Genomic DNA, 12,269 nt, shown 5'->3' with positions numbered 1-12,269 from the left:
AAACCGGGAAACGGCAAACGCCCCCGGCCGCTGGGCCGGGGGCGCTGTCGCGAAGAAGAAGAAAGGGGGCGGGATCAGCCCTCGGCGAGGTGCCGCTCGATGGTTTCCATCTTGGAGGTCATCCCGTCGGTCACACCGGGGCGGATGTCGGCCTTGAGGATGAAGGAGACCCGGGGCGCGCGCGCCTCCACGGCCTCCACCGCACGCTTCACCACGTCCATCACCTCGTCCCACTCACCCTCGATGGTGGTGAACATGGCGTCCGTGCGGTTGGGCAGTCCGGACTCCCGTACGACGCGGACGGCGTCGGCCACGTACTCGCCGACCTCTTCGCCGACGCCCAGCGGGGTCACCGAGAAGGCGATCATCATGCGCGGGCCGCCTCACGGGCACGGGCCGCGAGCACGCCGGCCGACTCCTCGCGCTTGAGCAGCCGGTCGCCGTAGAGCCCGCCGAAGGGCAGCAGTGCCAGCAGGAAGAACAGTGCGACCTTCTTCAGCGGCCACTTCGCCGTGATCCAGACGTCCAGCAGGAACACCGCGTAGATGACGAACAGGATCCCGTGGAGGATGCCGAGCGGCATCATCAGGTAGTCGATGTCCGAGATCCGGCTCAGCACCGAGCCGAAGATCAGCAGGGCCGGGAACGACAGCGCTTCGGGTACGGAGATGAGGCGCAGCCGGTGCAGGGCGGTGGCGGTCTTGATGTCCACGTGGAACCTTCGGGGTGGAGGCCGGGGGTCCGTCCCAGTGTCTCAGCCACCCGGGGCGATCTTGCCCCGGGGGCCGATCCCGGCGGAACCGACCATTCCCGGCCGATATCGGCCAACGGGCCCTGTTCCGCCCCGCCCGCTGCCGATAACGTCTTCCCGTGGCTCAGTTCAGACTCCAAGGCAGCAAGGTGCTCGCCGTCGACCTGACCGGGGACGCCGTCAAAGCAAAAAACGGCGCCATGGTCGCGTACGACGGCCAGATGGCCTTCAAGAAGATGACAGGCGGCGGCGAAGGCCTCCGCGGGATGGTGACCCGGCGGCTCACCGGCGAGCAGATGACCGTGATGGAAGTGCAGGGTCACGGCACCTGCTTCTTCGCCGACCGGGCGAGTGAGATCAATCTGGTCAATCTGCGCGGCGAGAAGCTCTACGTCGAGTCCAGCAACCTGCTGTGCACCGATGCCGGCCTGCGCACCGGCACCACCTTCACCGGCCTGCGCGGCGGGGTGACGGGCAACGGCCTGTTCACCACGACCGTCGAGGGCAACGGGCAGGCGGCGATCACCTCCGACGGCCCCGCGGTGGTGCTGCGCGTCAGCGCCCAGTACCCGCTCTCCGTCGACCCGGGGGCGTACGTGGCGCACACCGGGAACCTCCAGCAGTCCTTCCAGTCGGGGATCAACTTCCGCACCCTGATCGGCGAGGGCTCGGGCGAGGCCTTCCAGATCCGTTTCGAGGGCGAGGGCCTGGTCTACGTGCAGCCCAGCGAGCGCAACACCATCGGGGGCGACATCTGATGCCGTTCCGCGAGATCAACTCCAAAGTGGTCGAGGCCCAGGTCGTACCGGGGCAGAAGATGTACAGCCAGCGCGGCGCGATGCTCGCCTACCGCGGCGAGGTCTCCTTCACCCCGAGCCTGACCGGCGGTCAGGGCGGCGTGATGGGCATGATCGGGCGCCGCGTGGCGAACGAGCAGACCCCGCTGATGAGCGTCGAGGGCAGCGGCACCGTGATGTTCGGCCACGGCGGCCACCACGTCCAGGTGATCAACCTGACCGGCGAGACCCTCTACGTGGAGGCGGACCGGCTCCTGGCCTTCGACGGCAGCCTCCAGCAGGGCACGATGTTCATGGGCTCGCAGGGCGGGGTCATGGGCATGGTGCGCGGCCAGGTGACGGGCCAGGGCCTGTTCACCACCACCCTCAAGGGCCACGGCTCGGTGGCCGTGATGGCCCACGGCGGGGTCATCGAACTCCCGATCACCCCCCAGCGGCCGATCCATGTGGACCCGCAGGCCTACGTCGCCCACCACGGCGACGTCCGCAACAAGCTCTCCACGGCGCTGGGCTGGCGGGACATGGTCGGGCGCGGCTCGGGCGAGGCGTTCCAGCTGGAGCTGTCCGGCCAGGGCGCTGTGTACGTACAGGCCTCGGAGGAAAAACTGTGAATTTCGGACCTGTGACCGGCGGCCCCGGTGGCCCGACGGTCTACGACCCGCACACCCTGCCGTCCGACGACAACGTCAACGCCTACACCTTCTGCGTGGAGCTCAAGGGGAGCCAGTGGTTCCTGCAGAAGGGCAAGATGATCTCGTACTACGGGCGCATCGAGTTCAACGGCATCGGCCACGGCCGCTTCGACCGGCTGCTGCGCACCAGCTTCCACTCTCCGCTGCACGCCAGTGACTGGGTGGTGGCCGAGGGGCAGGGCAAGATGCTGCTCGCCGACCGGGCCTTCGACGTGAACTCGTACGACCTGGACAACGGAAACCTGACCATCCGGTCGGGCAACCTGCTCGCCTACCAGCCCACGCTCGCGCTGAAGCAGTCGATCGTCCCGGGTTTTCTCACCCTGATCGGAACCGGGAAGTTCGTGGCGGCGTCCAACGGACCGGTGGTGTTCATGGAGCCGCCGCTGCGCGTGGACCCGCAGGCGCTGGTGGGGTGGGCGGACTGTCCCTCCCCCTGTCACCACTACGACCACGGGTACATGTCGGGCGTGATCGGCGGCCTGCGCTCGCTGACGGGCATCGGGGGCTCCTCGGGCGAGGAGCACCAGTTCGAGTTCGTCGGGGCCGGGACGGTGCTCATGCAGTCCTCGGAGCTGCTGATGGCCGAGCAGGCGATCGGCGCCGTGGGCGCGGGGGCGGCCTCGGGCAACCAGCAGGGGGTGCCGGGAGCCGGTCAGGGTCCGCTCGGGCAGCTGGGCGTGCCCCGGATGCCGGGACAGCTGGGCGATCTCCAGCGGCGTCTCGGCCTGTGACCCCGTCCGCACCCCTCGTCATCTTTGTACGCAATTCAACTTCTTAGGTAGAGTTCTTTCATGGAGACCATCGAGACCGGGACGGCCACGCAGTGGCTGAACGATGCCGAGCAGTGCGCCTGGCGCACCCACCTGGACGTCAACAAGCTGCTGATGCACCAGCTGGAAAAGGATCTCCAGCCCTTCGGGCTCACCAACAACGACTACGAGATCCTCGTGAACCTCTCGGAATCCGAAGACCACCGGATGCGGATGAGCGACCTCGCGACGTCGACCCTCCAGTCCAAGAGCAGGCTCTCCCACCAGATCACCCGCATGGAATCGGCGGGCCTGGTCCGCCGCATGAACTGCGAGTCCGACCGTCGAGGGCTGTACGCCGTCCTCACCCCGGAGGGCATGGAGACCATGCGCAAGGTCGCCCCGCACCACGTGGCGTCCGTCCGCCGGCACTTCATCGACCTGCTCCCGCCGGACGCCCTCGCGGCTCTACGCGCGTCCCTGGGGCCGGTCGCCGAGCACCTGCGGGCCGATCGCGGCAAGGCCTGACCGGGCTGACCTGGCGAACGCGCGGTCCTCGGCGGCGGCCCGGAGAATGGGTGGTAACGCTCGCTCGCCGGCCGCTCGCCGAGCAACCGTAAGCGCTCTGGCCGGCCTGAGGAGGTCCAAGCCATGAAGCGCACGCACAACCGCACGCTGTACGTCTCGTCGGCCGCGGCCGTGGTCCTGCTGGTCGGGGGCCCGGTGGCGGCCGCCGCCGCATCCACCGCCACCACCGACGCGGCCAGAACCGCCCCCGCCGTCTCCGCCGCGCTCCAGCGCGCAGGGGTCGACGCCGGCGGGGCCGCCTCGGCGGCCCTGCAGAAGTACCCCGGAACCGTGGAGTCCCTCGACAAGGACGGCTCCATCTGGCACGTCAACGTCATCGGCAAGAACGGCGGCTACGCCGAGGTGATCGTCGACGGGGCCACCGGCTCGGCCACGGTCGGGAACACCGAGCAGAACAACGACAACGGCGACGAATACACCACCCTGCTCGCCGCGAAGTACAACGCCCAGCAGGCCATGAAGGCGGCCCTCGTCGCCCATCCGGGGACGGTCTGGTCGGTGAACTGGGAGAACGACGACAACTCCGACAACGGCAACGGCAACGGCAACAGCCGCTACTGGGGCGTGGAGATCAAGAACGGCGGCCGCACCACGAACGTGCACGTCGACCCCACGTCGGGCAAGGTCACCACGTCCAACTCCGACTCGAACAACGACTACGGCAACAACAGCGACAACAGCGACGAGAACAACTAGAGCGGCCCAGGGCGGCAGAGCCCCAGGCAGGACATGCCGAAGCCGCACCCCGTGGACGGGGTGCGGCTTCGGCGTGTGGTCAGTTCTCCGGCGGGACGGTCAGGCGTTGGGACGCTTGCCGTGGTTCGCCTTCTTCTTCTTGCGGGCTCGCTTCTTGTTGCCGCGCTTGGCCATGAAACCTCCCTGCGTCGGGGCATTCCGGGCGTTCGCCAGTCTATGACCGGCCCGTCGGCTCCGCATCCGGTTCCGTCAAGGACGCCAGCAGTGCGTCCGCCGCCGCGTACGGGTCCAGCCCGCCCGCGGCCACCCGCGCCGCCAGGTCGTCGAGCCGGGCGTTGCCGTGCAGATCGGCCAGGCGCGCCCGTAGCGCGGTGATCGCGATGGTCTCGACCTCGCGCGCCGCCCGCGCCGTACGGCGCTCCGCCAGCACCCCGCGCTCGTCCATCCAGGCCCGGTGCTTCTCCAGGGCCTCGACCAGCTCGTCGATGCCGGTGGACCGGGCAGCGACGGTCTTGACGATGGGCGGCCGCCAGTCGCCCTTGGACCGGGACTCCCCCAGGCCCAGCATGTGGTTCAGCTCCCGGGCGGTGGCGTCCGCTCCGTCCCGGTCGGCCTTGTTCACCACGTAGACGTCGCCGATCTCCAGGATCCCCGCCTTCGCGGCCTGGATCCCGTCGCCCATCCCGGGGGCCAGCAGCACCACCGAGGTGTCGGCCTGCGCCGCGATCTCCACCTCCGACTGCCCGACCCCGACCGTCTCGACCAGGATCACCTCGCAGCCGGCCGCGTCCAGCACCCGGATCGCCTGCGGGGCCGCCCAGGCCAGACCGCCCAGGTGGCCCCGGGTGGCCATGGACCGGATGTAGACCCCCGGGTCGGAGGCGTGGTCCGACATCCGCACCCGGTCGCCGAGCAGCGCACCGCCGGAGAACGGCGAGGACGGGTCGACGGCGAGGACGCCGACCCGCTTGCCGGCCTGGCGGTACGCGGTGACCAGCGCCGAGGTCGTCGTGGACTTGCCGACGCCCGGAGACCCCGTCAGACCCACCACGTACGCGTTGCCGGTGAGCGGCGCCAGCGCCGCCATCACCTCCCGCAGCTGCGGGGACGCCCCTTCGACCAGCGAGATCAGCCGGGCCACGGCTCTGGGCCGGCCCTCGCGTGCCTGGGCCACCAGCTGGGGGACGTCCGCCGCCGTCATGGGTGCTGCACTCCTCGGTTCTCGTACGGGTACGGGTGCTGCGGCTACGGCCGCGGCTACGGGGCGACGCGGACGATCAGGGCGTCGCCCTGCCCGCCGCCACCGCACAGCGCGGCCGCGCCGACCCCGCCGCCGCGACGCTTGAGCTCCAGCGCCAGGTGCAGCACCACGCGGGCGCCGGACATGCCGATCGGGTGTCCCAGGGCGATGGCGCCGCCGTTGACGTTCACCTTTTCCGGGGTCACCCCGAGGTCCTTCATTGACTGCACGGCGACCGCCGCGAAGGCCTCGTTGATCTCGATGAGGTCCAGGTCCTCGACGCCCAGGCCCTCCTTCTTCAGGGCGTGCAGGATCGCGTTGGACGGCTGCGACTGGAGCGAGTTGTCCGGACCGGCCACGTTTCCGTGGGCGCCGATCTCGGCGAGCCACTCCAGGCCCAGCTCCTGCGCCTTGGCCTTGCTCATCACGACCACGGCGGCGGCGCCGTCGCTGATCTGCGAAGAGGTGCCCGCGGTGATGGTGCCGTCCTTGGTGAAGGCCGGGCGCAGCTTGCCGAGGGACTCCACGGTGGTCTCCGGGCGGATGCCCTCGTCCACCGAGAAGACGACCGGGTCGCCCTTGCGCTGCGGGATCTCGACCGGGGTGATCTCGGCCTCGAAGACGCCGTTCTTCTGCGCGGCGGCGGCCCGCTGGTGGGAGGCGGCCGCGAACTCGTCCTGCGGGGCGCGCTCGATGCCCAGACGGGTGTTGTGCGTCTCGGTGGACAGGCCCATCGGGATGCCCTCGAAGGCGTCGGTGAGGCCGTCGTAGGCCATCGCGTCGAGCATCTCGATGGCGCCGTACTTGAAGCCCTCGCGGGACTTCGGCAGCAGGTGCGGGGCGTTGGTCATGGACTCCTGGCCGCCCGCGACCACGATGTCGAACTCACCGGCACGGATGAGCTGGTCGGCCAGGGCGATGGCGTCGAGGCCCGACAGGCACACCTTGTTGATGGTGAGCGCGGGCACGTTCATCGGGATTCCGGCCTTGACGGCCGCCTGCCGGGCGGGGATCTGGCCCGCTCCGGCCTGGAGCACCTGACCCATGATCACGTACTGGACCTGGTCGCCGGAGATCCCGGCCCGCTCCAGCGCGGACTTGATGGCGAAGCCGCCGAGGTCGGCACCCGAGAAGGACTTCAGCGAACCGAGCAGCCGTCCCATGGGCGTGCGGGCCCCGGCGACGATCACTGACGTGGTGTTGTTCGTTCCGGACATGGAGCACAGCCCCTTGAAGATGAGGAGTGAACGAGGGTTTACCCGAATGTACTGAGCGGTACCCGTGGCGTCATCGGCCCGTCAGTGTGATCGCGCGCACGTTGCGTAACCACCGCTCGTAGCGCTGCACTGTCTCCATGCTGACAAGAATCGACCACATCGGGATCGCCTGCTTCGACCTGGACAAGACGGTTGAGTTCTACCGTGCCACCTACGGGTTCGAGGTGTTCCACTCCGAGGTCAACGAGGAGCAGGGCGTCCGCGAGGCCATGCTCAAGATCAACGCCACGGACGACGGCGGAGCCTCCTACCTCCAGCTCCTGGAACCCACCCGCGAGGACTCCGCGGTCGGCAAGTGGCTCGCCAAGAACGGCGAGGGCGTCCACCACATCGCCTTCGGCACCGCGGACGTCCTGACGGACTCCGAAGCCATCCGCGGCAAGGGCGTCCGCGTCCTCTACGACCAGCCCCGCACGGGGTCGATGGGCTCCCAGATCACCTTCCTCCACCCCAAGGACTGCCACGGCGTCCTGACCGAACTGGTCACGAGCAACCCTGAGCACTGATGCCCCGTTTCCCCGGCCGGTAGAGTGGCGTTTGGCTCGGCCGGGGTTCGGTGCGGACGGGGTCGGGGCCTGTAGTGCCTGACCCGGTATCTGACACCATTCCCCGGGGGCGTCGTTCAGCGGGCGGACGATGCTCATTTGGGAGTGAGCTTGCGACCAGGGGACGGATGGGACCGCGCTGTGCGGGGCTACGAAAGCCAGGAGAGCCATCAGGCCGAGGCCGACCATCTCTCGCGCTTCGAAGCCGAGATGGAGCGGCTGAAGAAGGAGCGCGGGAAGGCCTTCCAGCACGCCGAGGACCTGGGCTACCAGGTCGAGGTGCTGCGCGCCAAGCTCCATGAGGTACGCCGGAATCTGGCGTCCCGCCCCGCGTACGACGGCGCGGACATGGGCTACCAGGCGGAGCAGCTGCTCCGCAATGCCCAGATCCAGGCCGACCAGATGCGCTCCGACGCCGAGCGCGAACTGCGCGACGTGCGGGCGCAGACCCAGCGCATCCTGCAGGAGCACGCCGAACACCAGGCACGCCTCCAGGCCGAGCTGCACGCCGAGGCCGTCAACCGCCGCCAGCGCCTGGACCAGGAGCTGGGCGAGCGCCGCCAGACCGTCGAAGCCCACGTCAACGAGAACGTGGCCTGGGCCGAGCAGTTGCGCGCCCGGACCGAGTCGCAGGCCCGCCGGCTCATGGACGAGTCCCGCGCCGAGGCCGAGCAGACCCTGGCCGCCGCGCGCGCCGAGGCCGCCCGGGTCGCCTCCGAGGCCACCCGCCGGCTCGCCGCCGACAACGAAGCCTCGCGCGCCGAGGCCGAGTCGACGCTGCTGCGCGCCCGCAAGGAGGCCGAGCGGCTGCTGACCGCCGCCTCCTCGCAGGCCCAGGAGGCCACCGAGCACGCGGAGCGGCTGCGCTCGACCACCACCGCCGAAGCCGAGCAGACCCGCCAGCAGACGATGGACCTGGGCCGGGTCGCCGAACAGCGCGCCCAGGAGGCCGACGGGGCCCTACGGGAGGCACGCGCCGCCGCGGAGAAGCTGCTGGCCGACGCCAAGGAGAGCGCCGCACGCCAGCTGGCCTCCGCGGAATCCGTCAACGAGCAGCGCACCCGTACGGCCAAGGAGCAGGTGGCCCGCCTGGTCGGCGAGGCCAACAAGGAGGCCGAGACCCTCAAGGCCGAGGCCGAGCAGGCGCTCGCCGACGCCCGCGCGGAGACCGACCGGCTGCGCGCCGAGGCCGGCGAGCAGGCCCGTACCGCGGCCGCCGAGGACGCGGCGGCCCAGCTGGCCAAGGCGGCCCGCACCGCCGAGGAGGTCCTGAACAAGGCTTCGGAGGACGCCCGCGCCACCACCCGGGCTGCGTCCGAGGAGGCCGAGCGGATCCGCGGCGAGGCCGAGGCGGAGGCCGAGCGGCTGCGCACCCAGGCCGCGACCACGGCCGACGAGCTCAAGGGCGCGGCCAAGGACGACACCGAGGAGTACCGGGCCCGCACGGTCGAGCTCCAGGAGGAGGCCCGCCGGCTGCGCGGCGAGGCCGAGCAGCTGCGCGCGGAGGCCGTCGCCGAGGGCGAGCGGATCCGCGGCGAGGCCCGCCGCGAGGCGATCCAGCAGATCGAGGAGGCGGCCCGCACCGCCGAGGAACTGCTGGGCAAGTCCCGGGCGGACGCCGACGAGGTGCGCGCGAGCGCCACCACCGAGAGCGAGCGGGTCCGCGGCGAGGCCGTGGAACGGGCCACCACCCTGCGCAAGCAGGCCGAGGAGACCCTGGACCGCACCCGCGCCGAGGCCGAGCGGCTGCGCGCGGAGGCCGAGGAGCAGGCCGAGGCGGTACGGGCCGAGGCGGACGCCGCGGCTGCCGTGCGGCGCGAGGAGACCGAGCAGGCGCTGTCCGCGAAGCGGGCGGAGGCCGACGAGGAGCTCGTACGGCTCCACGCGGACGCCGAGGGGCGGCTCTCGACGGCCGAGCAGACCCTGCGCGACGCCCGCGCGGCCGCGGAGAACATCCGCAAGGAGACCACCGAGGAGAGCGACCGGCTGCGCGCGGAGGCCGCCGAGCGGATCCGCACCCTGCAGACGCAGTCGGAGGCGGAGGCCGACCAGCTGCGCACCGACGCGGCGGAAGACGCCGGCCGGGTCCGCGCCGAGGCCGAGCAGGCCGCGGTGCGGCTGACCGGCGAGGCCGAGGCCGAGGCGGAGCGGCTGCGCTCCGAGGCTCAGGAGACCGCCGACCGGCTGCGCGCGGAGGCCAAGGCCGCCGCCGAGCGGGTCGCGCAGGAAGCCGCCGAGGCCCTTTCGGCCGCCCAGGAGGAGGCCGCGCGGCGTCGCCGGGAGTCCGAGGAGACCCTGGCTTCGGCGCGCACCGACGCCGAGAGCGAGCGGGCGCAGGCACGGGAGGAGAGCGAGGAGCTCCTCGCCCAGGCCCGCAAGCGTTCCGAGGAGGCCCAGGCCGAGGCGGTCTGGCTCACCGAGGAGGCCGAGCGGCGCGCGTCCGAGGTGGTCGCGGCGGCCGAGGCCACCGCGCAGCAGGTGCGCGACTCCGTGGCCGGGCTGCACGAGCAGGCCGAGGAGGAGATCGCGGGGCTGCGCAGCGCGGCCGAGCACGCGGCGGAGCGTACGAGGACGGAGGCCGGCGAGGAGGCCGACCGGGTCCGCGGCGACGCGTACGCGGAGCGGGAGCGGGCCACCGAGGACGCGAACCGGATCCGCAGCGAGGCGCGGACCGAGACGGACGCGGCGAAGGCGCTGGCCGAGCGGACCGTGGGCGACGCGATCGCCGAGGCCGAGCAGTTGCGCACTGACACCGCGGAGTACGCCCAGCGGGTGCGTACGGAGGCCACGGACGCGCTGGCCGCGTCCGAGCGCGATGCCGCCCGTACCAAGGCGGACGCCCGGGACGACGCGAACCGGATCCGCGGCGAGGCGGCGGAGTCCCTGGAGTCCTCGCGCGCCGAGGGCGGCCGGATCGTCGCCGAGGCGACGGCGGAGGCCGAGCGGCTGACGGCCGAGGCCCAGGCCGCGGGCGCGGTCACGGTCGGCGAGGCGCAGGCCGAGGCCGACCGGCTCACCGAGGCGGCGCTCTCGACGGCGGAGGACACCCGCGCCGAGGCCGCGGGCACGTTGGACGAAGCCCGCGCCGAGGCCAACCGGCTGCGTACGGACGCCGCCGAGCAGGCGGACCGGCTCATCACCGAGGCCTCTTCTGAGGCCGAGAAGCTCACCCAGGAGACCCGCGCGGCGAACGCGGCCACGATCTCCGAGGCCGAGGCCGCCGCCAAGGCGCTGCGCGCCGAGGCTTCGGACGCCCTGGACGGGGCCCGCGCCGAAGCGGGCCGGCTCACGGACCAGGCGGCGCAGACCCTGGCGAGCGCCGAGCGGGACGCGGCCCGGGTCCTGGTCGACGCCCGCACCGAGGGCGACCGGCTGGTCGACGAGACGCGCGTGGCGAACGAGGCCACGGTCGGCGAGGCGCGGGCCGAGGCCGACCGGCTGCTGGCCGAGGCGGCGCGCACCCTGGACGACGCCCGTGCGGACGGCGGCCGGATCATCGGCGAGGCCACCGCGGAGGCCGACCGGGTCACGGTCGCGGCGAACGAGACCCTGGCGGGCGCCGAGCGGGAGTCCGAGCAGACCCTCGACGAGGCGCGCGCCGAGGCGGGCAGGCTCCGTACCGAGGCCGCCGAGCAGGCCGACCACCTGGTCGCCGAGGCGGTCGCGGAGGCGGACCGGCTCACCGAGCAGACCCGCAAGGACAACGAGCGCACGGTCGGCGAGGCCTCCAACGAGGCGGAGCGGCTGCGTGCGGAGGCCTCGGAGTCGCTGTCTTCGGCGCAGGAGCACGCGACCCGTACCCGGTCCGAGGCGGAGCGGGTCAAGGCGGAGGCCGCGACCGACGCCGAGCGGGTGCGCGGCGAGGCGCGTTCGGAGTCGGAGCGGCTGCTGGACGAGGCCCGCGAGGAGGCCAACAAGCGCCGCAGCGAGGCTGCGAAGCAGGTGGACCGGCTGATCACGGAGGCCTCTTCGGAGGCCGAGAAGCTGACCGGGGACGCGCAGAAGCAGGCCCTGGCCGCGACGACGGCGGCCGAGGAGCAGGCCGACGCGATGGTCGACGCGGCGCGCAAGGAGGCCGCGCGGATCACCTCCGAGGCGACGGTGGACGGCAACTCCCTGGTGGAGAAGGCCCGTACGGACGCCGACGAGCTGCTGGTCGGGGCGCGTACGGACGCGTCGGCCATAAGGGAGCGGGCGGAGGAGCTGCGGGGCCGCGTCGAGGGCGAGGTCGAGGAGCTGCACGAGCGGGCCCGCCGGGAGTCGGCCGAGCAGATGAAGTCGGCCGGCGAGCGCGTGGACAAGCTGGTGCGGGCGGCGACCGAGCAGAGCGTCGAGGCCGAGTCGAAGGCCAAGGCGCTGGTGTCGGACGCGAGCAGCGAGGCGGGCAAGGTCCGCATCGCCGCGGTGCGCAAGGCGGAGGCGCTGCTCAAGGAGGCCGAGCAGAAGAAGGCGGAGCTGGTGCGGGAGGCCGAGGGCCGGCTCGCGGAGGCGAAGGCCGAGGCCGAGCGGCTCGTCGAGGAGGGCCGGCGCGAGCTGGAGGTCCTGGTGCGCAGGCGCGAGGACATTCAGGCGGAGATCTCCCGTGTCCAGGACGTTCTTGAGGCGTTGGAATCATTCGAGGCGCCTTCGGTTGGCGCGAAGCCCGGGGTCGGCGGCCAGGGCGCGGGGGGCGTGAAGGCCGGCGCGGCAGCGGGTTCCACTCGTTCGGGTGGCAAGACGTCAGACGGCTAGTCAGTACACGTGAATGCGTGCTCCTGATAGAAGTTCAGGCGAACGAGTGACAAGCATTCTGTCGCCTTGCCACTCAAAAGGGGTGTCATTGTCCAGATCAAACGCGGATTGACTCGATGACACGCCGTCCTGGCGCCTAGGATTCCCCTTAACATCCATCTCCTCACGTAGCACCTCATCGTCTCATTCGACAGGAACCC

12 protein-coding genes are annotated in these 12,269 nt (G+C 71.6%); 7 read left to right on the top strand and 5 right to left on the bottom strand.

What is annotated here, in order from left to right:
- Window positions 1–74 precede the first annotated feature (74 nt).
- The gene (locus OG490_RS25655; protein WP_330298627.1) at window positions 75–371 is read right to left on the bottom strand and encodes an MTH1187 family thiamine-binding protein; all 297 of its coding nucleotides are present in this window, start codon (window positions 369–371) and stop codon (window positions 75–77) included.
- A complete protein-coding gene (locus OG490_RS25650; RefSeq protein ID WP_330298626.1) occupies window positions 368–712 on the bottom strand; it encodes a DUF3817 domain-containing protein in 345 nt (114 codons plus the stop codon). The genes OG490_RS25655 and OG490_RS25650 overlap by 4 nt, the downstream gene beginning before the upstream one ends.
- Window positions 713–870: 158 nt before the next feature.
- On the opposite strand from OG490_RS25650, the gene OG490_RS25645 reads away from it, so the two are divergent.
- From OG490_RS25645 to OG490_RS25625, 5 genes are all read left to right on the top strand, one after another.
- Window positions 871–1,509 carry an AIM24 family protein gene (locus OG490_RS25645; protein ID WP_330298625.1) on the top strand — a complete coding sequence of 213 codons (639 nt, stop codon included), beginning with the start codon at window positions 871–873 and terminating at the stop codon, window positions 1,507–1,509.
- Window positions 1,509–2,159: an AIM24 family protein gene (locus OG490_RS25640; protein ID WP_330298624.1), complete on the top strand. Its 651-nt coding sequence runs from the start codon at window positions 1,509–1,511 to the stop codon at window positions 2,157–2,159. Before OG490_RS25645 ends, OG490_RS25640 begins: the two co-directional genes overlap by 1 nt.
- 11 nt (window positions 2,160–2,170) lie before the next feature.
- Window positions 2,171–2,974, top strand: a complete 804-nt coding sequence (locus tag OG490_RS25635; RefSeq protein ID WP_330301065.1) for an AIM24 family protein — start codon at window positions 2,171–2,173, stop codon at window positions 2,972–2,974.
- Window positions 2,975–3,043: 69 nt separating this feature from the next.
- Window positions 3,044–3,520, top strand: coding sequence for a MarR family winged helix-turn-helix transcriptional regulator (locus tag OG490_RS25630; RefSeq protein WP_330301064.1), 477 nt, complete (start codon window positions 3,044–3,046; stop codon window positions 3,518–3,520).
- 123 nt (window positions 3,521–3,643) lie between these two features.
- Window positions 3,644–4,276, top strand: coding sequence for a PepSY domain-containing protein (locus OG490_RS25625; RefSeq protein ID WP_330298623.1), 633 nt, complete (start codon window positions 3,644–3,646; stop codon window positions 4,274–4,276).
- A gap of 99 nt (window positions 4,277–4,375) precedes the next feature.
- Here the strand turns inward: OG490_RS25625 and OG490_RS39230 are convergent, their stop codons facing one another.
- Genes OG490_RS39230 through OG490_RS25615 form a run of 3 tightly spaced genes read right to left on the bottom strand, consistent with a single transcriptional unit; the run spans window position 4,376 to window position 6,733 of the window.
- Window positions 4,376–4,450 (bottom strand): 50S ribosomal protein bL37, encoded by a 75-nt coding sequence (locus OG490_RS39230; protein WP_099895366.1) that lies wholly within the window; start codon window positions 4,448–4,450, stop codon window positions 4,376–4,378.
- A gap of 40 nt (window positions 4,451–4,490) precedes the next feature.
- Window positions 4,491–5,477 carry a methylmalonyl Co-A mutase-associated GTPase MeaB gene (gene meaB, locus OG490_RS25620; RefSeq protein WP_330298622.1) on the bottom strand — a complete coding sequence of 329 codons (987 nt, stop codon included), beginning with the start codon at window positions 5,475–5,477 and terminating at the stop codon, window positions 4,491–4,493.
- Between the two features lie 56 nt (window positions 5,478–5,533).
- Window positions 5,534–6,733 carry an acetyl-CoA C-acetyltransferase gene (locus OG490_RS25615; protein WP_330298621.1) on the bottom strand — a complete coding sequence of 400 codons (1,200 nt, stop codon included), beginning with the start codon at window positions 6,731–6,733 and terminating at the stop codon, window positions 5,534–5,536.
- 137 nt (window positions 6,734–6,870) lie between these two features.
- On the opposite strand from OG490_RS25615, the gene mce reads away from it, so the two are divergent.
- Window positions 6,871–7,299, top strand: coding sequence for a methylmalonyl-CoA epimerase (mce, locus tag OG490_RS25610; RefSeq protein WP_330298620.1), 429 nt, complete (start codon window positions 6,871–6,873; stop codon window positions 7,297–7,299).
- A gap of 180 nt (window positions 7,300–7,479) precedes the next feature.
- Complete coding sequence (gene scy, locus OG490_RS25605; protein ID WP_330298619.1) at window positions 7,480–12,069, top strand: polarized growth protein Scy; 4,590 nt, start codon at window positions 7,480–7,482, stop codon at window positions 12,067–12,069.
- The last annotated feature ends 200 nt before the right edge of the window (window positions 12,070–12,269 follow it).

The sequence above is a fragment of the Streptomyces sp. NBC_00503 genome, from assembly GCF_036346895.1.
Lineage (GTDB): Bacteria > Actinomycetota > Actinomycetes > Streptomycetales > Streptomycetaceae > Streptomyces.
The sequence above is the reverse complement of the archived record's forward strand: the minus strand, read 5'-3'. Positions and strand labels throughout refer to the sequence as shown.